Origin of the sequence: Marinobacter sp. MMG032, from assembly GCF_040112695.1 — a bacterium.
Lineage (GTDB): Bacteria > Pseudomonadota > Gammaproteobacteria > Pseudomonadales > Oleiphilaceae > Marinobacter > Marinobacter salsuginis.
Map to the genome: position 1 here is coordinate 337,661 of NZ_CP157802.1, position 25,887 is coordinate 363,547.

Here is a 25,887-nt window from a genome sequence, read left to right on the forward strand (position 1 = left end):
CTCCCCTAACCTTTCGCTATCAGGTTGCTGCTGGCCAGTTCGCTGCGGAAATCCCGCAGCAGGCTCAACACCGGATTGGGTGCGGCCTGGCCCAGCCCACAGATGGACGCATCGGCCATAACACTCGCCAGTTGCTCAAGGGTTTCCTCATCCCAGGTTTTGCGTTCCAGAAGGGTGAGCATTTTCTCGGTGCCCACACGGCAAGGGGTGCACTGCCCGCAGGACTCATCGGCGAAGAAGCCCAAAAGGTTGGCGGCCGCGGCCTGCAAATCGTCCTGATCAGACAGAACAATCACCGCCGCAGAGCCGATGAAACAGCCGTGTTCCTGCAGGGTGTCGAAGTCCAGCGGAATGTCCGCTTTGCTGGCCGGTAGAATGCCGCCGGACGCTCCACCGGGCAGATAGGCCAGCAGGCGATGCCCTTCCGCCATGCCGCCACAGTATTCCTCGATCAATTCATTGAGCGTGATGCCCGCAGGCGCCACATGCACTCCAGGCCGCGCGACCCGGCCGGACACCGAAAAACTGCGAAGCCCCTTGCGATCATGCCGACCCTGGCTGGCGAACCACTCCGCGCCCTGGGCATGGATGCGGGGTATCCAATACACCGTCTCGACGTTGTTCACCAGGGTTGGCTGGTTGAACAGCCCCTTCTGGGCCACGAACGGCGGGCGATGGCGCGGCTTGCCGGGTTTGCCTTCCAGGGATTCGATCAGGGCAGATTCCTCACCACAGATATAGGCACCAGCGCCACGGCGAAGGATGATAAACCCTGGCTCGACGATACCGCCCGTTTCCAGTTCGGCAATGGCGTTTTTCAGAACCCGGTGCAGGCCGGGGTATTCGTCTCGTAAATAGATGTAGAGAGCTTCCGCCTCAACAGCCCAGGCGCTAACCAGCGCGCCCTCCAGGAATACGTGGGGTTCCCGTTCCAGGTAATAGCGGTCTTTAAAGGTGCCCGGTTCGCCCTCGTCGGCGTTGATCACTGCATAGCGTGGCCCCGGTTCCGCCCGAACGGCCTGCCATTTGCGGTAGGTGGGGAAACCAGCACCACCGAGGCCGCGCAAGCCTGCATGCTCCAGTTCCTCGGCCAGCGATTCAACGCTCACCCGACCTTCATGGCAATCAGCCAGCAGGCCATAACCGCCGGTTGAACGGTAATCCGCCAGTCCTTGCCATTGGATGTCTTCCGGGTGAATCCGGCCCTGCTCTACCGCCGCGCTCACATTCTCGACGTTGGCATGGCAGACGTGATGATGGCCAACTTCAACCACGGGCGCCGTGTCGCAGCGCCCCATGCAGGGTGCACGCCGCACACGCACCCGGGCGGGATCAGCGCCGCCCGACAGCGCCTGATGCAGCGCCTCCGCCCCGGCCAACTGGCAGGAAAGCGAATCACATACCCGCAGGGTTATTGCCGGTGGTGGCGTTTGTTCGTCGTGAATGACATCGAAATGGGCGTAGAACGTGGCGGTTTCATAGATGGCGGCCATGGGCAGATTCATGAAAGCCGCAAGGGCCCGCAGGCGGGGCATGGAGAGATAACCGTCTGCGTCCTGCAATACATGCAGGTGCTCGATAAGGCGATCGCGGTCTCGCAATGACGAATCGACGCGTTCGTCACCGATCAGTTCACGCAGCTCCGACAATATAGCCGGTTCCAGTTGACGGCCCCGAAGGGCGGAGCGCCGACGTTTGACCACTTTTTCGTCCGTATCCATGCTTTTGACCAGGCGCCGGGGATCCAGGTAGAGCCTTGTTGGCTGGCTTGACTGCTTTGCAATCATTGAAGCATAGGAAGACGGGATGGCGCCAGACGATGAATAACGGAATGAACCGAGGGTCTGTCCTGGCCTTGGGTCTGGAACTTTGAAACTAGGGGAAATAATGGAGGCGCGGGTCGGAATCGAACCGGCGTACACGGAGTTGCAGTCCGCTGCATAACCACTCTGCCACCGCGCCGGAAAAGATCGAAGAGATCGGATCTTTGTGCTCTCAGGTGGGCATTGAGAGACTTGAAATTGGAGCGGGAAACGAGATTCGAACTCGCGACCCCAACCTTGGCAAGGTTGTGCTCTACCAACTGAGCTATTCCCGCTCTTTGTTTCCGGGGCATTGCCTCGTCAACGGCTGCGTATTCTACGGATTACCGTTCGGGCGTCAACAGTTTTTTATCAAGTTTTTGTTTTATTGGAGATTGTGGGTAAGCTAGTAATTGGCAGGCCAAATCACTCATGGATTCGACAGAACGTGCCCAGTCCTGATTCTTCCGAGCAGACCGATCCACAACCACCGTCCTCCAAACCCGGATCCGTGACCATTGAGGCCGGCACCCTTAGAGTGACTGATGACTGGCTGTTGAGTCATTACCGGTCACTGGCGTCCCTGGCTTCATCCATGTCTTCCAGGGATACGAGCGCACTATCAATAGATCTCTCGAGGCTGGATCGGATCGACACGGCCGGAGCATCCCAGCTGGCCTCACTCATTGGCCCCCAGCGCCTGCTGGAAGCGGTGACCTCTGCCGACGACTTGCCAAGGGAAAAATCCGCCCTGATTGTTGCCGTTTGCGAGGCGATGAAAGACCAGCCCGAGCCAGACAACGGCACACCTTCCCTTATCCGGAGCTTCGTGATCGGCACCGGTCAGAAGGTGGAAGGCATATTCCGACTGCTGTGGATTCTTGTCGGCTTTATCGGCCAGACGCTCGGAACCCTGGCCTGGAACCTTCCGAGGCCCTGGCGCTGGCGTATGACACCCTTCGTTGCCGCAGTTCACGACACCGGCCTGAATGCCCTGCCCATCGTGGCACTGCTGACGTTTCTGGTGGGTGCTGTGGTGGCGTTCCTGGGAGCAACCGTGCTGGAAGATTTTGGCGCGACCATTTACACCGTAAACCTGGTGGCCTTCTCCTTCCTGCGGGAGTTCGGGGTGCTGTTGGCCGCAATACTGCTGGCAGGCCGAACCGCCAGTGCTTTTACAGCCCACATTGGCGCCATGAAAGTGAACGAGGAGCTTGATGCGATCCGCACCCTCGGCCTTAACCCGATCGAACTGCTGGTGCTGCCCCGTGTGATGGCCATGATGGTGAGCCTGCCTATCCTGACCTTTGTCGGCATGATTTCGGGCATGGTAGGCGGCGCCATGGTCTGCGCACTGGTGCTGGACATTACCCCTTATCAGTTCATGAGCATCGTGCAGAGGGATATTGCCCTTCAGCATTTCCTTGTAGGCATTGGCAAGGCGCCGATCTTTGCATTCCTGATTGCCGTGATTGGCTGCCTGGAAGGGTTCAAGGTGGCCGGCAGCGCCCAATCCGTGGGTGAACACACCACCTCCAGCGTGGTTCAGTCCATCTTCATGGTGATTCTGCTGGATTCCATTGCTGCACTATTCTTTATGGAAATGGGCTGGTAATCATGGCGGCTATGAGCGAATCCCCAGGTAGTGAAGCCGGCAGTAAACCGGTGATTGCGGTACGGGACCTGTGCAACCAGTTTGGCGATCATGTTGTCCACGAGGACCTCGACCTGGACCTGCTTAGAGGCGAGATTCTGGGTGTGGTTGGTGGCTCTGGAACCGGCAAAACCGTGCTTTTGCGCAGCATTGTTGGGCTGAACACACCCACCTCGGGCCACATACGCGTGTTTGGCGAAGATCTGATCCAGCTTTCGGCCCGTGAACGCTCACGGATAGAGCAACGGTTCGGTGTACTGTTCCAGGGGGGCGCCCTGTTCACCTCATTGAACCTGCAAGAGAATATAGCGGTTCCCCTGATTGAACACGCCGGCCTGAAGCGGCCCGAAGCGGAACAGCTGGCCCGCATGAAACTGGCGCTGACCGGATTACCGCCCAATGCGGCGCTTCGCTACCCGTCCGAACTCTCCGGCGGCATGGTTAAACGCGCGAGCCTGGCACGAGCCCTGGCCCTTGATCCGGAAATCCTGTTTCTGGACGAACCCACTGCCGGCCTGGATCCCATCGGGGCCGCGGCATTCGACCGACTGATTGTAACGCTGCGTGATGCCCTGGGGCTGACCGTGTTCCTGGTCACCCATGATCTGGACACCCTGTACTCAACCTGTGACCGGGTTGCGGTTCTGTCACAGCGAAAAGTCCTGGTAGCTGATACGCTGGAGGCCGTTGCCGCCACGGAGGACGGTTGGATCCAGGATTACTTTCACGGCCCCCGTGGCCGGGCGGCGAGCTACGCCTTCAGGGACCATTCGAACACACGGACGCAGGAGCAGTAACCATGGAGCCGAGGGCCCATCACCTGATCATTGGCCTGTTTACCATCCTGGCCTTCGCCGCCGCTCTGATCTTCTCGCTGTGGCTGGCGAAATCCTCTGCCGATCGGGAATGGGGCTACTATGAGATCGTGTTCGAGCAGGCAGTCGGCGGTCTGTCCGAGGGTAATCCAGTGCTTTATAACGGCGTCCAGATTGGCGATGTCGTGGAACTGAACCTCGATCCGAACAATCCCGCTCATGTGCGGGTTCTGGTGCGGGTTGATCAGTCGATTCCCATCCGCGAGAACACCAAGGCCGGCATGGTGCTCGCCAATATTACCGGCAGCATGAGCGTCCAGTTCAGCGGTGGGAGCCCCGACCAGCCCGTGCTAAAGGGCGACCGGGACAACCCACCGGTCATCTTTGCCGAGCCCTCGGCATTCAACAACCTGCTGGCCAACAGCGAACAACTGCTGGCCAAGGCGGACCAGTTGCTTACCAGCGCCACGGAGTTGCTGTCCGGAGACAATATCGAGAACGCCTCTGCGATCCTGAGAAACACGCGCGAGGCCACGGATGCCCTGCTCGACCGCCGGGATCAGCTGACCGCCCTGCTTGAACAGTTCGACGCTGCCGCCATTCGTGCAGAAGAAGCCGCCATCAAGGTGTCCAATGTATCGGATAATGCCAACGAACTGCTGCGAACCGATGGCCAGCGGGTTCTGGAGTCCATGGACCGAGCCCTGACGGTAATCACCACGACCATTGGGCGAATTGATGAGCTGACCCGTGACAATCAGGGCGCAATGGATGCTGGCCTTCAGGGCATGGGCGAGTTGGCACCCGCGCTCCGGGAGCTGAGGGCAACTCTGCGCAGCCTGAACCAGTTCACTCACCGGCTGGAACAGGATCCCACAGGCACGCTATTCGGCAATGAAACCATGAAGGAGATGGCACAGTGACATTGAGGTCAATCAAAAGCGTTGCGCTCCTCCTGGGCGCTGCCTTAGCCAGTGGCTGCACGGTGTTTCCGAACCCCGAGCCACCCAGGGTTATGGACCTGGCGTTGGTACAGCCAATTCCCGCGGTCGAGCAAACGGTTCAGGCATCCCTTCGCGTGGATACTCCCTACGCCTCAGAGCCCTTCAATGGCTCCCTCATTCTGGCAAAGCCCATACCGCAGGAGTTTCGGTCCTACGAGGCCATCCGATGGAGGGATACAGCGCCTGTGGTGGTCCGGGATACCCTGGTTGCCAGCCTTCGCCAGAGTGGCGCCTTCACAAACGTCATCACCGATACGAATCCCGCGCAGGCTGAGCTGACGCTGGTGACCGAACTCTCTGCGTTTAATTCGGAAACCCCGGACACCGGCCCCCAGGTGGTTATCGAGCTACACCTGCAGATGATTCACAATCGTTCGAGGGCCAACCTGTGTACACGTTCCGTCCGGATTGTTGAGCCCGCGGCGGGCACATCGGTTGACCAGATTGTTGAGGCGTTCGGGACCGCTGGCAGCCAGCTGGCCGCCAGGGTGGTTGACTGGGCTACGACGTGTGACTATCCGCCTCGGCTGAGGCCTTCTCGGGAAACAGATCAGACCACGCAGCCTTGAGGTACAGACCCATGGACCAGAGCGTAAGAATAGCGGCGATGTAGAGCAGCGCCAGTGCAACATTGGCCCAGAGCACGCCAGGGGGGAAGGCCAGCAAGCCCACGATGGCTGCCATCTGTGCCGTAGTCTTGATCTTCCCGATGTAGGAGACTGCCACACTTGCACGGCTGCCGATTTCTGCCATCCACTCCCGCAATGCGGAAATCACGATTTCACGACCGATAATCACCGTGGCCGGAATGGTCAGCAGGATCGCCGAGTGTTCCTCGATCAGCACAGCCAGGGCAACGGCCACCATAAGCTTGTCTGCAACCGGGTCCAGGAATGCGCCAAACGGAGTGCTCTGATCAAGCTTTCTTGCCAGGTAACCGTCCAGCCAGTCCGTGGCCGCTGCCAATCCGAAAATCGCTGCGCTCACGAGGTAGCTCCACCCCACCGGAAGGTAAAAAATCACCACAAACACCGGAATCATGATGATGCGGGAGAGGGTGAGGATGTTTGGTAGATTCATGCTGTCCTTACTCGTCGTGCAATGCTGCGTATATGGTTTCGGCCAGTGATTTGCTGATGCCCTGCACCTTGGCCATCTCATCAACCCCGGCCTTGCGGAGTTCCTGAATGCCGCCAAAATACCGGATCAGGTCGCGACGCTTCTTCGGTCCCACGCCTTCAATGCCTTCCAGTGTAGACTGCCGGCGTTTTTTGTCCCGCCGGGCCCGGTGCCCGGTAATCGCAAACCGGTGGGATTCATCCCGGATGTGCTGGATCAGGTGCAGCGCCGGTGAATCGGCAGGCACCCGGAACACATCGCCAGTCATGGCGTCAATCAGCTGCTCCATGCCTGCACGACGGGTCACTCCCTTGGCGACACCAATCAGCGGGATATCGGAAATCTCAAGCTCATCAAACACTTCCCGGGCAATATTCAACTGCCCTTTACCACCATCGATGAAGACCAGATCCGGGCGCTTGCCCTCCCCGGCCACCATCCGCTTGTAGCGGCGGGTAAGCACCTGTCGCATGGCGGCGTAATCATCGCCGGCGGTGACACCCTCGATATTGTACAGGCGGTAATCGCTCTTCAGGGGGCCATTCTCATCGAAAACCACACAGGATGCGACGGTATTTTCCCCGTGGCTGTGGCTGATGTCGAAACACTCCATTCTTTGCGGGGTTTCCGCCAGCTCCAGGAGGTCCCTCAATGCCAGCAGGCGCCGGTACACGGTCTCCTTGCTCGCCAGGTGCGTGAGCAGGGTCTGGCGGGCGTTGGTCATCGCCAGCTCCAGCCACCGGCGGCGTTCACCCCGCACATTGCCGCGAATACGGGTTTCCCGGTTTGCGGACTCGCTGAGGGCCTGGGCCAGCAATTCCTGGCCTTCCACCTCAACCGGCACCAGGATATCCCGAGGAATCTCCCGGCGGGTGTTGCCCCCGAAATAGTACTGGCCAAGAAAGGCGCTGAGCAGTTCGCCTTCGGTCTGTTCGATGGAGTAACGGGGGAAGTAATCTTTGGTCCCCAACACCCGGCCACCCCGAACGATGATCACAACAATACATACAACCCCGGCATCCTGGGCAATGGCAATGACATCCGCGTCGCCGCCCTCGCCTTCGATTGATTGCTGCTCCTGCACGTGGCGCAGGTGGTTGATCTGGTCCCGGTAGGCTGCCGCTTTTTCAAATTCCAGATTCTTTGATGCCGCCTCCATGGCGTTCATCAGATCGTGGAGAATCGCAGGGTTCTTGCCCTCCAGAAACATTGTCGCGTGACGGATGTCCTGCTGATACTCCTCGGGCGTGATGTATTCAACACAAGGTGCCGTGCAACGGTTGATCTGGTATTGCAGGCAAGGCCTTGTGCGATTCCTGAAAAAGCTTTCACTACAGTTCCTTATGCGGAAAATCTTTTGTAAAACATTAAGACTTTCCTTGACCGCACCCGAGCTTGGAAACGGCCCGAACCAGGTGCCGCCACCCTTCTTGGTGCGCCCACGTCGGAACGTCAGCGAGGGGTAATCGCTGTGGGAAGACAAATAGATATAGGGATAGGACTTATCGTCACGGAGCAGGATGTTGTAGGGCGGCCGTAACGATTTGATCAGGTTCTGTTCGAGCAGCAGTGCTTCGGTTTCGCTGCCGGTGATGGTCACTTCAATGGAGGCAATCTTGCCAACCAGGGCTTCGGTCTTGGGCGCCAAGCCGGTCTTGCGGAAGTAGCTGCCAACCCGCTTTTTCAGGTTGCGGGCCTTGCCCACGTAAAGAACCGAGCCACCCTCGTCGTACATTCGGTAGACGCCGGGCCGCTCGGTCAACTGTTTCAGGAAGCTCTTGCTGTCAAACTCCCCGATGTGGGTGCTCTCAGGGTCAGACCTTGTCGGCATCAAGCAACCCGAGCCGAACTGCCATCAGGGCCAATTCAACATCACTGGAGATTTCCAGTTTCTCAAAGATGCGGTAGCGGTAACTGTTCACCGTCTTGGGGCTCAGGCACAGCTTGTCGGAGATATCCTGCACCTTCTGGCAATCCACCACCATCATGGCAATCTGCATTTCCCGTTCGGACAGCCGGTCGAACAGAGACAGCTCACCGTCTTCATCCCGATCACCGCCGCCCAGTTGCTTCAGGGCCATCTTCTGGGCGATTTCCGGGCTGATATAGCGCTGACCGGTATGTGCCATACGGATGGCGCGGACCATTTCCTTGATATCAGCGCCTTTGGTGATGTAAGCCGTGGCGCCGCTTTGCATAACGCGTGTCGGATAGGGATCGTCTGCGCAGGCGGTGACCACAATTACACGAATGGAATCATCAATTCGGAGGATACGACGGGTTGCCTCGAGGCCCCCGATACCCGGCATGCGGATATCCATGAGCACAATATCCGGACGCTGTTGGCGAACAAAATCGATAGCGTCCTCGCCGGATGACGCCTGCCCGATGACTTCAATGTCCGGGTTGTCAGCCAGCATCCGGGTAATGCCGGACCTCACCAGCTCATGGTCATCTACAACCAGTACCCTGATCAAAATTCACCTCGCACACGGCTTTCGGGAAAACAGCGCGATTGTAACGTTTAGTTCCGGCCCCGGGTAGGTGCAAACATAAATACCGTGACAGACCTGACGCCTAACCCGGCACACCCAGACCGGCGGTATTCTCAACCGGGTCGAACCAGACCACCAGCTCGCCCCGCCGCACCGCAGACATCACCCTGCTCTGCTCGCCCATTGGGTTTTCAGTATCGTTCAGGCCGTGGTACCGGGTGCAATATTCTTCCACCAGGCCCTGGAGCTGGTCTTCGGTCAGCAACTCGGTATCAACAATGAACTTTTCCTGCCGGGGATCTTGCTCGGGCTGGTTTTCAGGGCTGTCAGTCATACTACCTCCTGTGACGCCACCATATTACGGATAAACGGACAGGGAATGAAGGTAACAAGCTGTTGAAAACCTGTGCGGCTTCTGCGACTTACTTCAAAAAGTGTGACGAATTCTCTATGATCGCCGCTTTCAGACCGTTTGGATGCTAATGAACCAGTCCGTCTTTCGACTCACCTTACCCATTCTGTTCGGCTACTTACCGTTGGGCATGGCCTTTGGCGTGCTGTTTGCCACCCAGCTCGACTACGCCTGGTGGGCAGCACCTCTCATGGGACTGGTGATTTACGCCGGCGCCGGCCAGATACTGGCTGTGAGTCTTCTGGCGGTTAACGCCGGCCTGCTGGAAGTATTCATCGCGATGTTTGTTCTGAATGCCCGTCATCTGTTCTACGGGCTTTCATTGCTTGGCCAGTTCAAGGGGGCGGGCTGGCGCAAGCTGTACCTGATTTTCGGTTTAACGGATGAAACCTATTCCCTGCTCACCAGTCGCCCGCGCGGAACCGACCGGGCTCATGAGCAGGAGGTGGATTTCCGTATTACAGGGTTCAATCAGTGCTATTGGGTGGCAGGCTGCGCAATCGGTGCACTGCTTGGCGACAACGTCGCCTTTGACAGCACGGGCATCGAGTTCGCGCTGGTGGCTTTGTTCATTGTTCTTACTCTGGAACAGTTCAAGGCGCTGGGCGAGGGTTTCCCGATCTGGCTTGGGGCCGCCGCAGCGGGTGTTGCAATGCTGCTTCTGCCGCCGGCACACCAGTTGATCGGGGCCATAGCGCTGGTAACCGCCGTGCTTTTGGTGGAGTACCGGAAGCATCGCAGGCAAGCACTGCACAGGGAGAGTAACCATGGGTGAATCCGGCCATTTAGCAGCCTTCATAGCGGTCGCGGCACTCGCCACCTTCGCCACACGGGTGATTCCCTTCCTGTTTTTCGAGCGGCATACGGAACACCCGCTGGTCCGACACCTGGGGCGCTATTTACCTGCGGCGGTGATGGCCCTGCTGGCAACGGTGTTCCTGCAACGTTCGGCGGACTGGTCAGGTGCATGGATGGGCTTTGATGCCCTGTTGCCGGGCGCCTTGGTAGTTATCATTCACCTTTGGCGCCGCAACGCCCTGCTCTCCATTGCTGCGGGCACCATCAGCTACATGGCCATACAGCAAGCCGGGCTCTGATCCAGCCAGGTTTACACCCTGTTTTCGAGATTGGCGACCAGCCGGGAATCCTGCAATGCGGCGGTGCGGTGCTTGACCACGCCTTTGTATTCCGGGCTTTCGATCATCGCCATGAAGGCGTCGATTGACGGGTAGCGGACCAGCAGTACCTGATCCCAGGATTCATCCGGGGGTGCTATCAGTGATCCAACGCTGCGGCCCGACCAGATGACTTCTGCGCCCACCGATCTTACGCAGGCAGCGGCCTCTTCCATGTAGAGCGTGTAGGCTTCCCGACCGGTCCGCTCCGGCGCCTCTTCCTTGTAGTTGGCCCGGTCGCGGAAGCGCAGCAGATTCAACATGACGACAGGCTGGTCTTTCGGGGTATCCGCCAGGACTTTCTGCAGCTGTTCGGGAGTGGGATTAACGGCGTCCATCCTTATCCTCTTCTTCTCGTGTTTCCGGGGCCTACTATAGCCCAGGCCGGAGGCGTACGCGCAAGCGATTTCATTACCTTTCATTCAGTTTGCTCTTTTTGCCTTCTTTCTTCGTAAGGCTACAGTGAAGGAGACGCAAAACTCATAAATGAGAGGACGATATGGCTACCCTCACGATTAACGGCGAGCGCTATGAGCTCGACGTTCCCGATAACATGCCCCTGCTCTGGGTGATCCGCGACGTTGTCGGCCTCAAAGGAACCAAGTTTGGATGCGGCATGTCCCAGTGCGGCGCCTGCACGGTACACCTCAACGGAACAGCAATCCGCTCCTGCGTGACCCCGGTCTCTGCCGCCGCCGGCGAGATTACCACCATTGAAGCCATGGCTGACGACCCGGTTGGCAGCAAGGTTCAGCAGGCCTGGCTCGACCTCGGTGTCGCCCAGTGTGGTTACTGCCAGGGTGGCCAGATCATGAACGCGACCGCTTTGCTGAAACAGACACCGAATCCCGAAACTGCAGAGATTGTTGACGCCATGGCGGGCAACCTTTGTCGCTGTGGCACCTACAACCGAATCCTTGCTGCAATCGAACGGGCTTCCGGCAAGGAGGGTGAAGCATGAGCGCCGATGACAACTTGATGATTGCCAACGTGAGCCGTCGACGGTTCCTGATGGGCCTGGCCGGCGGCTCTGCCCTGGTGCTCGCAGCCCGATGGGATGTGGCCCTGGGTGGCGATGAAAAAGCTCAATTTGGTGCCGGGGCCATGCCCGGCGGCTGGGTCGACGACCCCACTGTCTTCATCCATATCGATGCGGATGGCCTTGTTACTATCGTAAACAACCGGTCTGAAATGGGTCAGGGTATCCGGACCAGTCTGGTGATGGTCGGTGCCGACGAGCTTGGCGCTGACTGGGACCAGGTGAGAGTCGAACAGGCCGAGGGTGACCACAGCAAATACGGCAACCAGAACACCGACGGTTCGCGCAGTATGCGCCATTGGTACCAGCCGATGCGCCGCGCCGCAGCAGCCGCCAGGCAGATGCTGGAGCAAGCCGCCGCCAATGAGTGGGGCGTTTCGACCAATGAAGTTCAGGCCGGTGTACATAAAGTCGTTCACAGATCCTCCGGCAAAGAGCTCGGCTTTGGCGAACTCGCCGCAAAAGCCAGGGAACTCGAGGTTCCCGGGCGCAATGCACTGGTACTCAAGCGCGATGAAGAGCTTCGATTTGTCGGCAAGGAAACCGGTCTGATCAACGGAGAGCTGAAATCGGCTTACCCGAAAGCGATCGACGGCGAAGATATCGTGACCGGTAAAGCGGTTTATGGGGCAGATGTGCCGTTTGAGAACCTGCTCTATGCCGTGATTGCACGCCCACCCGTTTATGGCGCAACCGTCACCAGCTTCGATGATACCGAAGCCCTTAAGGTGCCCGGCGTAGAGAAGGTAATGAAGGTTGAGGGTACCGGCCAGCCGGCGGGCTTCAGCCCCCTCGGTGGGATTGCCGTGGTGGCCTCCAATACCTGGGCCGCCATGGAAGGACGCAAAGTACTGAAGATCGACTGGGATCTGGAGGCTGCGGGAGACAACGCCAGTTATACTTCGTCCGCCTATCGCGAATCTCTGGAAAAGGCAGCGCAGCAGCCCGGTTCGGTGGTCCGCCAGCATGGCGATCTGGATAAAGCTCTGGAAAATGCCACCAAGCGCGTCTCCGCTACCTACTACATGCCCCATATGGCCCAGGCCCCAATGGAGCCTCCGGTGGCGACCGTCCGAATCAAGGACGGCAAGGCCGAAGTCTGGGCGCCAGTCCAGAATCCACAGGCAACCCGCGATACGGTCGCCGGCCGGCTCGGCCTTGATGCAGAGAATGTCACCGTTCACGTTACCCTGCTTGGGGGCGGCTTCGGCCGGAAATCCAAGCCGGATTTCGCCATTGAAGCGGCCAGCATTGCCGAGGCCTTCAAAGGCCGGCCCGTAAGGCTGCAGTGGTCGCGGGAAGACGATATCCACCACGCCTACTTCCATGCGGTGTCTGTCGATTATCTGGAGGCCGGGCTGGACGACAATGGCCAGGCCACAGGCTGGCTACACCGGACCCTGTCACCGAGTATCGGCTCGCTGTTCGCGCCCGACCCAAAGCACAAGGGTGAGTTTGAACTGGGCATGGGCTTTAACACCATGCCGTTCTCGGTGCCTGCCCTGAGGCTGGAAAACCCGCCTGCACCCGCCCATGTGCGCATTGGCTGGTTCCGCTCGGTCTACAACCTGCCCCATGCCTGGGCGATCCAGAGTTTTGCCCATGAAATGGCTGTGGCGGCCGGCAAGGACCATCGGGATTACGTACTCGACCTTCTCGGGCCGGACCGGAAGATCCACAACCTGACCGTGGGCGATGGCTGGAACTATGGCGAAGACCCGGACCTCTACCCCATCGATATCGGCCGAATGCGCAACGTCGTTGAGCGCGCGACCAGTGAAGCCGGTTGGGGCAAGTCCATGGGTAAAGGCCGAGGGCTTGGCCTGGCGTTTCACCACAGCTTTGTCTCCTACACCGCGATCGTGTTTGACGTGGAAGTCGATGACCAGGGCGAGCTAACCATTCACCGGGCAGACATCGCCTTCGATTGCGGCCCCCAGGCCAACCCGGAGCGAATTCGTTCCCAGTTGGAAGGCGCCATCGTGATGGGCATCGGCATCGCGCTGCAAAGCGAGGTGACCTTTGAAGACGGCGTGGCGCAGCAGGGTAACTTCGACAAATACCTGATCCCGCGCATGCCGGACGCCCCTAAAACCCTTAGGGTCCATCTGGTCGACAATCCGGGTGAGGCCATGGGGGGCGTAGGTGAACCTGGCCTGCCCCCGGTAGCGCCGGCGCTCTGCAACGCGATCTATGCAGCAACCGGTAAACGCATCAGGCGGTTGCCGGTTGGCGACCAGCTGAAAGGGTGAAATCGATCAGGGCCCTCCGGGGCCCTGATTTTTTATTGGCTATTTTCTTTCCGGCCCATACCTTCGTGGTATTCCCATAGCATCCTAGCTTTCTCCCCGCTTATAATCCGGCTGGATCTCTTAACTTCCCTCGACCCAACGGCCACCCTTGATGACCCTGATCGACCTGTTCCTGCAAACCATGGAAACCACACTGCCCGTGTTTGCCATGGTGTTTATCGGCCTGGGGCTTCGGAAAATTGGCTGGATCGACAATGCGTTTGTGAACACCGCGTCGGCACTGGTGTTCAAGGCCACGCTGCCGACCCTGGTATTTCTGAGCATCATCCGGGCCGACCTGGATACCGCGTTCAACCCCGGCCTGCTGGTGTTTTACCTGGCCGCGACACTGGCCAGCTTTGCCATCACGTGGCTTTGGGCCCGGTGGCGCGTGGTTCGGGAAGATCGAGGGGTTTACGTACAAGGGGCCTTTCGGGGCAACTGCGGCATCGTCGGCCTGGCTCTGGCCGCCAACCTTTACGGCGACTTTGGCCTTTCGGCGGGTGGCATCCTGCTTGGCCTGGTGATCATCTCCTACAACATTCTCTCGGTGATCGTGCTGGTGGCCTACCAGCCGGGTCAGACAACGGACTGGACAAAGATCTTCCACGACATCGTCCGCAATCCCCTCATCCTGGCGGTCTTTGTGGCCATCCCCTTTGCCGCCCTGGATATCACGCTGCCACGCTGGGTAATGACCAGCGGCGACTATTTCGCCTCGCTCACCCTGCCCCTGGCGCTGCTGTGCATTGGCGCCACGGTTTCCCTGAGCGCCATCCGCAGCGACAGTAAGACGGCGTTGGGGTCCAGCCTGTTCAAGATGGTGATATTGCCAGCGCTCTGCACAGCCGCAGCGTGGCTGGCTGGTTTTCGTGGTTCCGAGCTGGGCCTGATGTTCCTGTTCTTCGCCAGCCCGACGGCGGCCGCCAGTTTCGTGATGGTTAAGGCGTTGGGCGGTAACGACCGGTTGGCGGCCAATATCATTGCGCTGACCACCCTGCTGGCGAGTATTACCGTAACTCTGGGGGTGTTTGTGCTTCGCAGCGCCGATTTGATCTAGGCCTCGCCGCGCCCGACAGACTCGACAACAGCAAACCCCGCCTGGCATCCCCCAAGGTATCCGCCGCCGAACAGGTTGTAATGGTTCAGATAGTGGTAGAGGTTGTAGACATCCCGCTTGGTACCATACACCGCTGTTCGTGGGTAGTGCGCGTCGTAGGCCCGGTAGAACGCTTCCCCAAAGCCGCCAAACATTTGGGTCATGGCAATATCGGCCTCGCGGTCACCGCAGTAAACAGCCGGATCAATCAGCCAGGGGCCGTCGGCGCCATAGAGTACATTACCATTCCAGAGGTCGCCGTGAAGCAGGCTCGGGTGCTCACAGTGCGCGTTCAGCCAATCAATCAACGTGCCTCCGTACTCATCCAGAACCTTCTGGAAACGGCTCCTCTGGCCCGTATCACGGACACGGGAGACCTGGTAGCCAAGGCGTTCCCGAACAAAGAATTCACCCCAGCTGTCACACCAGCGATTGGGTTGCGGCGACAGGCCAATGTAGTTGTCCCGTCCCCAGCCGTAGGCCTTCTGACGTAAAGCGTGCATTCTCGCCAGCCCTTCACCCAGGACCTCGCGAGCCCGATCCGAGGCACCTGACGACTGTATGGCGGTGATTTCGAGTTCATTTTCAGCCACCCGGTGAACGCGCGGGACGCCAATGCCCGTCACCCCGGCCTCATCGAGTGCGCTGGCGAGGCGTTCCAACCCCTCCGCTTCACAGATCAGGGCATCAGCATAATCAGTGGCGTTGTGTTTCAGGTAGGTATTGACCATCGACTTTCGCGCTCCTTGAAGTTGTGATGCCCGAACCGGTAGATTGAAATGAAGACTGACATGACACAACGAGCGGGGGCAAACCATGGATACTAAACGCTGGCAACTTCTGATATCCGGCCGGGTACAGGGGGTTTATTACCGCGCTTCCACGGAACAGAAGGCCTCCTCCCTTGGCCTCACGGGTTTCGCCCGCAATCTGCCCGATGGACGGGTCGAGATCGTCGCCGAAGGGCCCGAAGACCGACTGGATCAGCTGAAAGCGTGGTGCGCCGAAGGGCCACCGGATGCCCGGGTGGACGCGGTCGATATTGCCCAGGAGTCCCCGACCGGCGAGTTCAGCAGTTTCAGCGTGCGTTAATAGATTCGCCTGAGCCAGAAGGTCATTGGCTTGGCGGTTTCTTCCGCTTGGTCCACATCTTTCCAGGTGTAGGTGGTGGCCAGCTCAGGTACTTTCCGGTATCCGCGGTTGTGCCAGAACTGGTCCAGGGGCTGGTAATCCGACGGCCTTAGCGGATGATCCAGCGGCCTCTCGACGGCGCAGAAACAGCAGTGTGTGAAACGGCCCTGCTCCCGGGCATGGCCTTCCCGGTGGTCAAAAAAGGCCACCCCGATGCCCTTCCCCCGGTAGTCCGGCAGTAGCACCGACTCGCCGAAATAAAAGATCTTTTCCGGCTCATAACCCTGCTCTATAAACGGGCCTTTGAACTCTTCTGTTTCGTGGTCCATCGGGATACCCGTTGCGGCACCAATAACCGACTCCCCATCCATTGCCAGAACGAACAGGCTCTCTGGCGAGCGGGCGTAGGTATCCAGATACTTGCGTTCGTAGCCCATATCGCCGTCGTACAGGTAGGGAAAGCTGCGAAATACTTCGATTCGCAGACGTGCGAGATCATCAATGTATGGGTTAATCTGATCGCCGCTGAGCCGGATCATCGATACCGCCATCTATTACCCCCTTTCAAAAGGTCGAGCATGCAACAGGACAAGCCGTTTTCCCAAGCCTGCGAAAACAACAAAGCGCCGATTCTGGAAAAACTGAGGGCACTTTTCAAACAACCAGGCACCATTCTGGAGATTGGCACGGGCACCGGCCAGCACGCGGTGCACTTTGCCGGCCACCTACCGCACCTGGTTTGGCAGCCCACCGATCATCCCAGTAATGCCCAGCTCTCTCGGGCGTGGATCGATGACTCAGGGCTTACCAATATCAACACGCCCCTGGCCCTGGACGTGCTCGGTGGAAGCTGGGCCGATCTGCCCGCCATCGATGGCGTTTTTTCTGCCAACACCGCCCATATCATGGGCTGGCAGGAGGTTCAGGCAATGTTTCGCGGTGTATCGGAGGTGTTGCCGCAAGGGGGAATCTTCTGTCTGTATGGACCTTTCAGCTATGGCGGCCGGAACACCAGTGAAAGTAATGCTCGGTTTGATTTGTCGTTGAGAACTCAGGCGCCGCATATGGGTATACGGGATATGGAGGATCTGAAGGTGCTTGCTGAGGACACCGGCTTTGTCCTCGAGGAGGATTTTGGGATGCCGGCTAATAATCGGTTGTTGGTTTGGCGAAGGAAGGAATGAGAAACTAGCGGCCCTCGAACTGTCGGAACCTGGAGAGGGAGGGATTATTCGGGCCTGCGGCCCTCACCCCTTCGGGGCCGTCGTCGCTTTGCTCCGACGTTCCTCAGCCTGCTTTGCAGGCTTCGGTCGAACCGCGAGGGTTCTTTCTACCCTGCCAATCAGCCAATAAAAAACCCCAGCATTTCTGCTGGGGTTTTGTATTGGCGGAGAGGGAGGGATTCGAACCCTCGAAACGCTATTAACGTTTACACACTTTCCAGGCGTGCGCCTTCAGCCACTCGGCCACCTCTCCAATAAACTGTTTCAAATCAGCGATGTCGTCGCTCATTTGAGGGCGCAAACTTTAATGGTTTTATGGGCGGTTGGCAACTCCCTGGCGTAAAATCGTCGAAAAAATTACTGCCTGGGCGGTTTTGTGTTTACCGGTTGAACAGTTTCAGGGCTATCGTTAACACAATGCGAACAGGAATCATCAAAGCAATCGGGAGATAATAAAAATGCTGATGAAAGCCGAGCAATCGACACTGCTGCTCATCGATGTTCAGGAGAAGCTGATGCCCGCCATCAGTCACGGTGATGAAGTGGTGGACCGGTCCATCGTTCTGGCCACCATTGCGGGGCTTATGGAGGTTCCTGTGTTGGGAACCGAGCAGATGCCTGACAAGCTTGGGCATAACGTTGAAGCCATTCGGGAACTGTGTAACACGACCTTGGCCAAGCACCATTTTGATGCCTGCCCGGATGGTCTTGTTGATCAGCTACCCGAGGGCCGACAGCACATTGTCATAGGCGGTTGCGAGACCCATGTCTGTATGATGCAGACCGCTCTGAGCCTGATTGATGCGGGTTACAAGGTCTGGGTGGTGGCGGATGCGACCGGGTCCCGTAACGAATTTGATCGCGATGTAGCGCTGGATCGCCTCAGCGAGAGCGGCGCCAGGATCGTAACGCTTGAAATGGTCGCGTTCGAGTGGATGCGCCATTGCAAGCATCCGCAATTCCGGAACATCCAGTCCCTGATCAAATAAAGGCATCCACTGTGCGGCTGCAATCGTAGACAATCGCTTCAGTCACAGGTGGTTTCGAGGTTCACAATGCTCAATATGGACTTTTCCAAGAAGGTTGTCGTTCGCACCACCGAGGAGGAGTGGGTTCCCAGCCCCGCCGGAGGTGTTCTGAGAAAGCCCCTGGCACGTGAGGAGGCCGAACGTGGGCATGCCACCAGCGTCGTCCGATACGAGCCCGGAGCCTCCTTCCAGCGACACGAGCACCCCTTGGGCGAGGAGATCCTGGTGCTGAAAGGCGTGTTTTCCGACGAGACCGGCGATTATCCGGCCGGCACCTATTTGCGCAATCCGCCCGGCAGCGGACACGCCCCATTCAGCAAGGAAGGTTGCACCCTCTTGGTCAAACTTCATCAGTTCGATGAGCGTGACCGGTCGACGGTGCGCATCGACACCCGCAATACACCGTGGCTCCCGGGTATCGGAGGGCTAGAGGTAATGCCTCTACATGAGTTCGAGCACGAGCACGTCGCCCTGGTGAAGTGGCCGGCCAAGGAGATCTTTCAGCCCCATCGGCACTTCGGCGGTGAGGAAATTTTTGTGCTGTCCGGAGAATTCTGTGACGAGCATGGGCGCTATCCCGCCGGAACCTGGATTCGCAGCCCGCATATGAGTCAGCATCATCCATTCGTGGACGAGGAAACGATTATCTGGGTAAAAACCGGTCATCTACCGATCGAAGCGCATTAAAAAAGGGCCCCGGAGGGCCCTGAAAAGGCTAAGAGATCGCTGTGTTTTGCCAGTTGTGCCTGCTGAATGCGTCGTTGCTTGCACCCTCTTGAACCGGGCTGAAGAGTGTCTCTTCGTCCGCGGGGACCGCAAACACGTGATACGCCTCAGGGCCAAATGGATCCAGAGCGGTGTCGACATACTCGAAGCTGTCCGGCACGGGTTCACCCGAGAAAGCGACACGGAACTGGCGATCCAGGGTCGGTGTGGTAACGCTCAGGGGCTGCTCTACCCAAAGGTAAACGGCCTTGTGGGGCACGATGTATTCGCTGCGCACCACCCTGTAACCCTCTTTGAGCGTGAGCGTGGTCGGCTCTTTGCCCGGTTCCAGACGGAATTTGTGGATGGTTTTCATAGCTGCTGCTCCTCTTTGGGTTGCTGCCTTTCACAACTCCATCATGGACAGGAACAGGAATCGATAAAATAAGCTTTTGTGAGCTTTTAACTTCGACATTTTCGATGTACTTAGGCTTCTCTGCTGTCAGCATGGGCCTCAACTATTGCCCGAACACCTTCGTGGGCGGTTTTTCGGCCCCGGGTGATGGCAAACAACTCATCCATTACCTCGTCGATTGAGGCAATCTGCTCTACCTCATACTGACGACACACCTCCTCACGGATTGATGTAGGTGCGGCAAAAACGCCATAGCCCTGGCTGCCAAACACTTTTATCAGGGCGCTATCGTCGACACGGGCAACGAGTTTCATGCGAACCCCGTTCAGGGAGAACCAGTTCATCAACCGTTCGAAGTAAGGGGCGTCGGTGGCGTTGGCCAGCAGCGGCTGCCCATTGAGGGATTCCGGAAACCCTTTCCTCAGCTTTTTCGCGAGCTTCGGTGCGGCATACAAACTCATGCTGGACCCCGAAAGGGGATGCACTGTGAGGTTGCCATCTTCTTGCAGTTTCGGCATGCGGTCAGTCAGCACAAGGTCCAGCTCCTTGCGCTTCAGGCTCAGCACGAGGTCCTCGGTCCGGCCCGTCTGGCATTCCAGCTGAACGGAGCGCTCACCTGCCATGGCCGGTTGCAGCAGGTAATAGGCAATCAATTTGTGAATGGAAGCCGATACGCCGGCGCGCAGGGTCAAGGGCCGCTCGGAAGGATCAAGCCGGAGGGTCTCAGCAAGCTCGCCAGTCAGGGCGAAAATATCATCGGCGTAGCCGAGAATCAGCCGGCCAAGGTCCGTGAGAATAAGCTTGCGTCTCTCCCGGGAAAACAGGCGACCACCCACCGACGCCTCAAACGTCGCCAACTGACCGCTGAGCGTCTGCGGAGCCAGCTCCAGGACCTCGCTGGCGCGCGCGATCGACCCTTCCCTACTGATTACCCAGAAATAATACAGGTGGCGAAGATTCAACTGTTCCATGGATCTGCCCTGTCAGCGTCAGGAGGGCCGCGGAATTTTGAGAATCTCACCGAAGGTGACATATTCGCTCCCACCCAGGCGGCCAATGGGATCAATCGCAGCGCCGTCGAAGGTCAGACGATTCTTGTCATCGTAACGGGCCGCAGCATCCGATACCCAGACCCGGGTAACCTTCCCGAATACCAGCGACTGCGGCGCTGCACCAATTTCCTTGATGTCATAAAGCTCGCAGGCAAAGGCGACGTGACAGTCCTTGAGCCGGGGCAAGCCTGTACCCTCGAAATCCACCAGCTCCAGATCAAGATTTTTGAGCTCCGATTCGCCATGGGGCAGCGTTCGTGAGGATTCCGTAACGGCGGCGGCGAGATCCCGATGGGCGATGTGAACCACAAAATGCTTTCTTGCCTCAATGTTGACCCGGGTATCCTTGGAAACACCCTCCGCCGGCTTTTTACCAACCGAAATCATCAGCAGCGGTGGATAGCTGGTAATAGGCGTGAAAAAAGAGAACGGCGCCAGATTGAAGTCGCCGTCCGGGTTTTCACTCAGCACCCAGGCCACCGGTCGGGGGATAACCGTCTGGGTCAGGATGTGGTAGGCGTCCTTCGGATCCATACCCTCGAAATCTATAAGCATTATTCTCTCCCTTTGACGGCGGCTTCGGGCGCTCGTTCACGCAACAGCCACAGAGTCATCAACAACCCGTGAATAATGAGGAATGGCACTGCAACCATAACCAGGCCGCCCCACCCCAACCAGTTCAGAATAGCGCCGGCAGACAGGGCGGCGGTGGCCTGGGAGCCAAAGACCATCATGTCGTTCAGGCCCTGAACCCGGAAACGTTCGGCATCCCGGTACCCCCGGGGCAGCAACGTTGTGCCACCAACAAAGAGAAAATTCCAACCGACACCGAGTAACAGGAGCGCTGAAAGATAATGGTGAAAACTCACGCCACTGGCCGCGAGGCCAATGCAGCCCAAATACGCCAGCAATCCCGCAGCCATCATCAGCGGTATACCCACGACACGGGTCAGCCAACCGCTGATCAGCGAGGGTAAATACATGGCCATGATATGAAGCTGGATCACGCGCTTGGCGTCGTCCAGTTCATGCCCGGCCATCTCGGTCATACTCAGCGGCGTTGCTGTCATTATGAAACTCATCACCGCATAGCCGATGGCGGCCGCACTGATAGCGGCCCAAACCAGTGGGTTGCCGAGAATTTCCCGCAAGGGACGCCCTCCGCCAGGCCGCGTTTCCTGTACTCGCTCAGCACCGGCCCGGTAGCCAGCACCAAGAATCAACAGGGCTGCGGCCTGAACCACGGCGAGCCCAACCCAGCTGATCAGAAACGGATACCGCTCGGCTGCGCCGCTTCCCAGCCCTGCCACTTCGGGCCCGAGCCAGGCCGCGACCAGACCACCCAGCAGCACACGGGCGGCGGCAGAGCCGGCCATACCCGGTGCCACGGATTCCATGGCGGCAAACCGGTATTGGTGAACGACCGCAAGGCCGGTACCACCAACCACAGCCGCCAGACACAGTAGTGAAAAAAGACCGGACCAGGAGGCCAACGCTCCGAGAAAACCGGCGAGGATGCCCATGACCGCACCGAGCAGCATCACGCGCTTGCGCCCCATGCGTTCCATCAACCAGGTTGCCGGTTTGATGGCCAGTACAGTACCGACCACCACCAGACCGACGGGCAGCGTTGCATATTCAGGCGCTGGAGCCAGCAATCGTCCCTGGATGCTGCCGATAAACACAATAAAAGGCGCGGTGCACATGGCGAGCGCCTGGGCAGCAACCAGGACCCAGACATTAAGGGGCATGGCTACTTTTTCCTGTAGATGATTCCGGGATGGCACTGCACCATCTCGTAGAGGTGAGGCAAACCGTTCAGCGATTCGGAGGCACCCAGAACAAGGTAGCCGCCGGGATTCAGGGTGGCGTGCATCCGGGTAAGGATGTCCTTCTTGAGATCTGCGGAAAAATAGATCAAAACATTCCGGCACATCACGATGTCGAACTTGCCGAGCATGTAGCGCTCAAGCAGGTTCAATTCCTTGAACTCCACCATACTCCGGATTTGCGGCTTGATTTGCCAGCCGCCATTCAGGGACGGGGTGAAGAACTGCTTTTGTCGCTCCGGTGACAGGCCCCGGCCAATGGCGATCATCTCGTATTCACCCTTGCGGGCGACTTCCAGAACGCTTTTGGAGATATCCGTGGCCGTGATTTTCACGTCGCGAAGCTTCCCGGGCCTCGCACGCCGGAATTCTTCCACGATCATGGCGATGGAGTAGGGTTCCTGACCTGTTGAGCAGGCCGCCGACCAGATACGAAGGGGTTGGGCGGTTTTGCGCTCAGCGAACTCGGGAAGCAGTTTTTCCTGGAGAATCCGGAAAGGGTGATTGTCGCGGAACCACAGGGTTTCATTGGTGGTCATCGCATCGATGACCACCTCCTTCAGGCCGCCCCGCCCGGGACGCTTGAGGCGATCAAGGAGTTCACCCAGGGTATTCAGACTGTTCTCTTCGAGAATCCTGCGCAGCCTGCTTTTTACCAGGTACTGTTTGTTCTCGCCGAGTAAAATCCCACAGGCATCCTGCAGGAACGATTTGAAGGCTTCATATTCCTGTGGCGTTATTTCCGCTTTCATTGGATCTCTGTTCTGAGTGAATCTTCGAGCGGCGCCATCAACCCTGGTCGATGATCTCCATTACCCGCTCCGCCAGCTCGTCCGGACTGAACTTTGCCATAAAGTCGTCGGCCCCGACCTTCTTCACCATCGCCTGATTGAACACACCACTGAGGGAGGTGTGGAGCATGACAAACATGTCTGCAAGGGCCGGGTCACCTTTCACCTTGGTGACCAGGGTATAACCATCCATTTCCGGCATCTCGACATCGGAGATAATCAAAGAGAAATGATCCCGCGCCTTTGAACCGTCAGAAGTCACCTCCTTCAGGTATTCGAACGCCTGCTTGCCGTCGTTCTTTGTGATGACTTCCATCCCGATGGCAGTCAGGCAGCGCTCGATCTGCCGGCGGGCCACTGAGGAGTCGTCCACGACCAGCACCGGGAGATGCCCCGGGACGCGCTCGGCACTCTTGCTCAGAACCGCCTCGGTGACATCCTCACCAAGCGGAGAAACTTCTGCAAGAATCTTCTCTACATCAATGATTTCGACCAGCTTATCATCAATCTTGGTGACAGCGGTAAGGTACACATCGCGCCCTGCCCCCTTGGGCGGAGGCAGAATGTCCTCCCAGTTCATGTTCATGATCCGGTCGACGCCGGTGACCAGGAAACCCTGTGTCTTGCGATTGTACTCGGTAATGATGACAAAGCTGGTAGCCAGCTCTTCCTGAGGAATGCCGGGCAAGCCAATGGCCATGCTCAGGTCAATGATGGGGATGGTCTCACCGCGGCTGTGGGCGACGCCACGAACAACAGGCCGACTGTTTGGCAGTGACGACAGTTTCGGACACTGCAGTACTTCTTTCACCTTGAAGACGTTGATCCCATAGATCTGCCTCCCCCTTAAGCGGAAAAGAAGGAGCTCCAGGCGATTCTGCCCCACCAACTGGGTTCGCTGGTTAACACTGTCCAATACCCCTGCCATTTCGATTCTCCTGGCCTGCCGGAATTACAACGGCATATATCTTGCTGGTCACTGAATAATAGCGTGATTGACGGAAAACCGTCATATCAGCGGCGGATTAGCCCGTTTAACGGCCACTGCCATCGAATCCTTAGCCTGATTCGGGCTTTTCTGCCTTGTTGTTGACAGCATAGGACAAACTGCTACGTATGCGCACCACGAAATTCGTTCTGATACTGCTAATGTCTTGCTTGAGCGCCCCGCTGCTGGCTGACACAACCGCTGAACAGATTCGCCAGGCGACCCTGGAATTTCTTGACGGCTTCGCCACAGAACAGGCTGCAGAAGGCTATACGGTATCCTTTGAACCGGGCTCCATCGACGACCGACTTGCACTCGCGGAATGCGAGAAGCCCTTAAGTGTCGAATTCAGTGGAGATCCCTGGAAAAGCACCAGCCCTTCAATGCAGGTGGCCTGCGCAGGATCAAGGCCCTGGCGGATGTTTGTGACGGCTTCCGTTTCCATCCACGGGCCGGCCCTTGTGGCGGCAAGACCGCTGACACGGGGAGAACGGGTAACCGAAGGCCTCCTGACCAAGCAGTCCGTTGAAATCAATGCCTCCCGGCGCGGCGTCATTACCGATGCGCAACAGGCCATTGGCATGGAAGTACGGCGGTCGGTCAACGCAGGCTCGCTCGTTACGCCGGATATGCTCTCTGCGCCAAATGCCGTGGAACGGGGCGACCATGTTATCATCACCGCCAAAACGGGCGGATTCTCAGTGCGTTCTCGCGGGAAGGCGCTTGCCAGCGCAGGGATTGGCGAACAGGTTCTGGTTGAGAATCTGCGATCCTCCCGCACGATCAAGGCCAGCGTTGTTGCGCCGGGACATGTCGAAATCCCGATGTAAGGCCGGCTCGGCATGAGCTTGCCGGTGCGGCAAATCCCTGCCGGAAACCCGGTAGAAAAAAACAGACGAAAAAACTACTGAAAATTACTAAAGGTTTTCGCGGCGCCGCCGTTAAGAAGACATAAACTCGAGTAAGCGCTGCATTCACGTGGCGCGACAGGCAAGCAGGTACAGATATGTCAGTTGACTTAAATGGAATTGGCCCCGGCCAGGTCAACACCCAGAGAACCACGGCCGATAAGAGCGCAGGCACCCAGAACACCCAGCCGGCGACCAACGAACAGGCGAAAACCCAGGCCCAGGGTGCCCGTGGCGAGAACGTCAGCCTGAGTAATCAGGCCAAGAATCTCAAACAACTTGAACAGAAGCTGGGCGATTATCCGGAAATGGATGACGACCGCATCGAACAGATCCGCTCCGCCCTGGAGAACGGAACCTACAAGATTGACGCCGAGAAACTGGCCCAGAAAATGCTTGAGATGGATGAAAGCATTTTCGGGTGAGTAAACCATGGCCGCAATCGATGATCTGGAGACCCTTCTTTCTCAGGATGTCAGTCAGCTAGAGACGCTGGCTGACATTCTCGACAAAGAAAAGACATGCCTTGCCAGTTCGGACCTCCGCCAGCTGGAAACTCTGACCAAAGAGAAAAACGAGCTTCTGGGTGCCGTTCGCGAACGCGCCAAACAGAAAATCCGGACATTGGTCCAGATGGGATACCGCCCGGAAAGTGGCGAGCCTTCCCGTTTTATCCGTAGCGCCGGCTTTTCTGAGCTGTTCCAGCTCTGGCAGGAAGCGGATCAGAAACTCCGGGCCTGTCAGACGCTGAACCAGACCAACGGTCGGGTGATCAGCCATCTGCAAAAACGCCTGTCCCGGCTTACCGACATCTTCCGTGGCGCCACCGGTCAGCAAAAGCTGTACGGTGCCCAGGGCCAGCAGACCACAGTTTCCAGCAGCACAGTGCTTGCCAGCGCCTGAGCAGGGCCC

General features: G+C 58.1%; 30 protein-coding genes and 3 tRNA genes. 16 read left to right on the forward strand and 17 right to left on the reverse strand.

Annotation, left to right across the window (positions count from 1 at the left end):
• Positions 1–5: 5 nt before the first annotated feature.
• The 3 genes from ABNF92_RS01530 to ABNF92_RS01540 all read right to left on the reverse strand — a co-directional run bounded on the left by ABNF92_RS01530 (position 6) and on the right by ABNF92_RS01540 (position 2,098).
• Positions 6–1,721, reverse strand: coding sequence for an NADH-ubiquinone oxidoreductase-F iron-sulfur binding region domain-containing protein (locus tag ABNF92_RS01530; RefSeq protein ID WP_349343250.1), 1,716 nt, complete (start codon positions 1,719–1,721; stop codon positions 6–8).
• A 167-nt stretch (positions 1,722–1,888) separates the two neighbouring features.
• A tRNA-Cys gene (locus ABNF92_RS01535) sits at positions 1,889–1,962 on the reverse strand.
• A gap of 60 nt (positions 1,963–2,022) precedes the next feature.
• Positions 2,023–2,098, reverse strand: a tRNA-Gly gene (locus tag ABNF92_RS01540).
• A gap of 152 nt (positions 2,099–2,250) precedes the next feature.
• Here ABNF92_RS01540 and ABNF92_RS01545 point away from each other — a divergent pair.
• From ABNF92_RS01545 to ABNF92_RS01560, 4 genes are read left to right on the forward strand one after another with little or no spacing between them, the layout of a single operon-like run.
• Positions 2,251–3,417, forward strand: a complete 1,167-nt coding sequence (locus ABNF92_RS01545; protein ID WP_349343251.1) for an ABC transporter permease — start codon at positions 2,251–2,253, stop codon at positions 3,415–3,417.
• Between the two features lie 11 nt (positions 3,418–3,428).
• Positions 3,429–4,253 carry an ABC transporter ATP-binding protein gene (locus ABNF92_RS01550; protein ID WP_222464404.1) on the forward strand — a complete coding sequence of 275 codons (825 nt, stop codon included), beginning with the start codon at positions 3,429–3,431 and terminating at the stop codon, positions 4,251–4,253.
• A gap of 2 nt (positions 4,254–4,255) precedes the next feature.
• Positions 4,256–5,194, forward strand: coding sequence for an MlaD family protein (locus ABNF92_RS01555; RefSeq protein ID WP_349343252.1), 939 nt, complete (start codon positions 4,256–4,258; stop codon positions 5,192–5,194).
• Positions 5,191–5,844: an ABC-type transport auxiliary lipoprotein family protein gene (locus ABNF92_RS01560; protein ID WP_349343253.1), complete on the forward strand. Its 654-nt coding sequence runs from the start codon at positions 5,191–5,193 to the stop codon at positions 5,842–5,844. Before ABNF92_RS01555 ends, ABNF92_RS01560 begins: the two co-directional genes overlap by 4 nt.
• Here the strand turns inward: ABNF92_RS01560 and pgsA are convergent.
• The 4 genes from pgsA to ABNF92_RS01580 all read right to left on the reverse strand — a co-directional run bounded on the left by pgsA (position 5,777) and on the right by ABNF92_RS01580 (position 9,223).
• Positions 5,777–6,355 (reverse strand): CDP-diacylglycerol--glycerol-3-phosphate 3-phosphatidyltransferase, encoded by a 579-nt coding sequence (pgsA, locus tag ABNF92_RS01565; protein WP_349343254.1) that lies wholly within the window; start codon positions 6,353–6,355, stop codon positions 5,777–5,779. The genes ABNF92_RS01560 and pgsA overlap by 68 nt on opposite strands.
• A gap of 7 nt (positions 6,356–6,362) precedes the next feature.
• On the reverse strand, positions 6,363–8,225 hold the full coding sequence (gene uvrC, locus ABNF92_RS01570; protein WP_349343255.1) for an excinuclease ABC subunit UvrC: 1,863 nt from the start codon (positions 8,223–8,225) through the stop codon (positions 6,363–6,365).
• Positions 8,209–8,871 carry a UvrY/SirA/GacA family response regulator transcription factor gene (gene uvrY / locus ABNF92_RS01575; RefSeq protein ID WP_069185056.1) on the reverse strand — a complete coding sequence of 221 codons (663 nt, stop codon included), beginning with the start codon at positions 8,869–8,871 and terminating at the stop codon, positions 8,209–8,211. The genes uvrC and uvrY overlap by 17 nt, the downstream gene beginning before the upstream one ends.
• A gap of 100 nt (positions 8,872–8,971) precedes the next feature.
• Complete coding sequence (locus tag ABNF92_RS01580; protein WP_209397743.1) at positions 8,972–9,223, reverse strand: hypothetical protein; 252 nt, start codon at positions 9,221–9,223, stop codon at positions 8,972–8,974.
• Positions 9,224–9,371: 148 nt separating this feature from the next.
• Here ABNF92_RS01580 and ABNF92_RS01585 point away from each other — a divergent pair, with 148 nt between their 5' ends.
• Both ABNF92_RS01585 and ABNF92_RS01590 read left to right on the forward strand, forming a co-directional pair.
• Positions 9,372–10,076, forward strand: a complete 705-nt coding sequence (locus ABNF92_RS01585) for an AzlC family ABC transporter permease (RefSeq protein ID WP_209397747.1) — start codon at positions 9,372–9,374, stop codon at positions 10,074–10,076.
• Positions 10,069–10,398: an AzlD domain-containing protein gene (locus ABNF92_RS01590; protein ID WP_349343256.1), complete on the forward strand. Its 330-nt coding sequence runs from the start codon at positions 10,069–10,071 to the stop codon at positions 10,396–10,398. The genes ABNF92_RS01585 and ABNF92_RS01590 overlap by 8 nt, the downstream gene beginning before the upstream one ends.
• Before the next feature lie 11 nt (positions 10,399–10,409).
• Here the strand turns inward: ABNF92_RS01590 and ABNF92_RS01595 are convergent, their stop codons facing one another.
• Entirely contained in the window at positions 10,410–10,814 is a 405-nt protein-coding gene (locus ABNF92_RS01595) for a DUF1330 domain-containing protein (protein WP_069185051.1), read from the reverse strand.
• Between the two features lie 161 nt (positions 10,815–10,975).
• On the opposite strand from ABNF92_RS01595, the gene ABNF92_RS01600 reads away from it, so the two are divergent.
• The 3 genes from ABNF92_RS01600 (at position 10,976) to ABNF92_RS01610 (ending at position 14,866) form a co-directional block, all read left to right on the forward strand.
• A complete protein-coding gene (locus ABNF92_RS01600; protein ID WP_349343257.1) occupies positions 10,976–11,437 on the forward strand; it encodes a (2Fe-2S)-binding protein in 462 nt (153 codons plus the stop codon).
• Positions 11,434–13,767: a molybdopterin cofactor-binding domain-containing protein gene (locus ABNF92_RS01605; protein ID WP_349343258.1), complete on the forward strand. Its 2,334-nt coding sequence runs from the start codon at positions 11,434–11,436 to the stop codon at positions 13,765–13,767. Before ABNF92_RS01600 ends, ABNF92_RS01605 begins: the two co-directional genes overlap by 4 nt.
• Positions 13,768–13,918: 151 nt before the next feature.
• On the forward strand, positions 13,919–14,866 hold the full coding sequence (locus tag ABNF92_RS01610) for an AEC family transporter (RefSeq protein WP_069185048.1): 948 nt from the start codon (positions 13,919–13,921) through the stop codon (positions 14,864–14,866).
• Here the strand turns inward: ABNF92_RS01610 and ABNF92_RS01615 are convergent.
• On the reverse strand, positions 14,863–15,636 hold the full coding sequence (locus ABNF92_RS01615) for a fructosamine kinase family protein (RefSeq protein ID WP_349343259.1): 774 nt from the start codon (positions 15,634–15,636) through the stop codon (positions 14,863–14,865). The genes ABNF92_RS01610 and ABNF92_RS01615 overlap by 4 nt on opposite strands.
• Before the next feature lie 85 nt (positions 15,637–15,721).
• Here ABNF92_RS01615 and ABNF92_RS01620 point away from each other — a divergent pair, with 85 nt between their 5' ends.
• A complete protein-coding gene (locus tag ABNF92_RS01620; RefSeq protein ID WP_349343260.1) occupies positions 15,722–15,997 on the forward strand; it encodes an acylphosphatase in 276 nt (91 codons plus the stop codon).
• Here ABNF92_RS01620 and ABNF92_RS01625 read toward each other — a convergent pair.
• On the reverse strand, positions 15,994–16,587 hold the full coding sequence (locus tag ABNF92_RS01625) for a GNAT family N-acetyltransferase (RefSeq protein ID WP_349343261.1): 594 nt from the start codon (positions 16,585–16,587) through the stop codon (positions 15,994–15,996). The genes ABNF92_RS01620 and ABNF92_RS01625 overlap by 4 nt on opposite strands.
• Positions 16,588–16,614: 27 nt before the next feature.
• On the opposite strand from ABNF92_RS01625, the gene ABNF92_RS01630 reads away from it, so the two are divergent.
• Complete coding sequence (locus ABNF92_RS01630; RefSeq protein ID WP_349343262.1) at positions 16,615–17,220, forward strand: DUF938 domain-containing protein; 606 nt, start codon at positions 16,615–16,617, stop codon at positions 17,218–17,220.
• A 201-nt stretch (positions 17,221–17,421) separates the two neighbouring features.
• On the opposite strand, the gene ABNF92_RS01635 is transcribed toward ABNF92_RS01630, so the two are convergent.
• A tRNA-Ser gene (locus ABNF92_RS01635) sits at positions 17,422–17,512 on the reverse strand.
• A gap of 205 nt (positions 17,513–17,717) precedes the next feature.
• Here ABNF92_RS01635 and ABNF92_RS01640 point away from each other — a divergent pair.
• Both ABNF92_RS01640 and ABNF92_RS01645 read left to right on the forward strand, forming a co-directional pair.
• The gene (locus ABNF92_RS01640; RefSeq protein ID WP_349343263.1) at positions 17,718–18,248 is read left to right on the forward strand and encodes an isochorismatase family protein; all 531 of its coding nucleotides are present in this window, start codon (positions 17,718–17,720) and stop codon (positions 18,246–18,248) included.
• Positions 18,249–18,314: 66 nt separating this feature from the next.
• Positions 18,315–18,974, forward strand: coding sequence for a cupin domain-containing protein (locus ABNF92_RS01645; protein WP_349343264.1), 660 nt, complete (start codon positions 18,315–18,317; stop codon positions 18,972–18,974).
• A gap of 28 nt (positions 18,975–19,002) precedes the next feature.
• On the opposite strand, the gene ABNF92_RS01650 is transcribed toward ABNF92_RS01645, so the two are convergent.
• The 6 genes from ABNF92_RS01650 to ABNF92_RS01675 all read right to left on the reverse strand — a co-directional run bounded on the left by ABNF92_RS01650 (position 19,003) and on the right by ABNF92_RS01675 (position 24,007).
• Positions 19,003–19,368: a hypothetical protein gene (locus ABNF92_RS01650; protein ID WP_349343265.1), complete on the reverse strand. Its 366-nt coding sequence runs from the start codon at positions 19,366–19,368 to the stop codon at positions 19,003–19,005.
• A gap of 110 nt (positions 19,369–19,478) precedes the next feature.
• Complete coding sequence (locus ABNF92_RS01655) at positions 19,479–20,378, reverse strand: LysR family transcriptional regulator (RefSeq protein WP_069185027.1); 900 nt, start codon at positions 20,376–20,378, stop codon at positions 19,479–19,481.
• A gap of 18 nt (positions 20,379–20,396) precedes the next feature.
• Positions 20,397–21,014, reverse strand: coding sequence for a flavin reductase family protein (locus ABNF92_RS01660; protein ID WP_349343266.1), 618 nt, complete (start codon positions 21,012–21,014; stop codon positions 20,397–20,399).
• Positions 21,014–22,210, reverse strand: coding sequence for an MFS transporter (locus tag ABNF92_RS01665; protein WP_349343267.1), 1,197 nt, complete (start codon positions 22,208–22,210; stop codon positions 21,014–21,016). The genes ABNF92_RS01660 and ABNF92_RS01665 overlap by 1 nt, the downstream gene beginning before the upstream one ends.
• 2 nt (positions 22,211–22,212) lie before the next feature.
• Complete coding sequence (locus ABNF92_RS01670; protein ID WP_069185024.1) at positions 22,213–23,040, reverse strand: protein-glutamate O-methyltransferase CheR; 828 nt, start codon at positions 23,038–23,040, stop codon at positions 22,213–22,215.
• Positions 23,041–23,077: 37 nt separating this feature from the next.
• Positions 23,078–24,007, reverse strand: a complete 930-nt coding sequence (locus tag ABNF92_RS01675; RefSeq protein WP_222464376.1) for a chemotaxis protein CheV — start codon at positions 24,005–24,007, stop codon at positions 23,078–23,080.
• Positions 24,008–24,195: 188 nt separating this feature from the next.
• On the opposite strand from ABNF92_RS01675, the gene flgA reads away from it, so the two are divergent.
• The 3 genes from flgA (at position 24,196) to ABNF92_RS01690 (ending at position 25,878) form a co-directional block, all read left to right on the forward strand.
• Positions 24,196–24,897, forward strand: coding sequence for a flagellar basal body P-ring formation chaperone FlgA (gene flgA / locus ABNF92_RS01680; protein ID WP_349343268.1), 702 nt, complete (start codon positions 24,196–24,198; stop codon positions 24,895–24,897).
• 176 nt (positions 24,898–25,073) lie between these two features.
• Positions 25,074–25,400, forward strand: a complete 327-nt coding sequence (flgM, locus tag ABNF92_RS01685) for a flagellar biosynthesis anti-sigma factor FlgM (RefSeq protein ID WP_069185021.1) — start codon at positions 25,074–25,076, stop codon at positions 25,398–25,400.
• A 7-nt stretch (positions 25,401–25,407) separates the two neighbouring features.
• Complete coding sequence (locus ABNF92_RS01690; RefSeq protein ID WP_349343269.1) at positions 25,408–25,878, forward strand: flagellar protein FlgN; 471 nt, start codon at positions 25,408–25,410, stop codon at positions 25,876–25,878.
• The last annotated feature ends 9 nt before the right edge of the window (positions 25,879–25,887 follow it).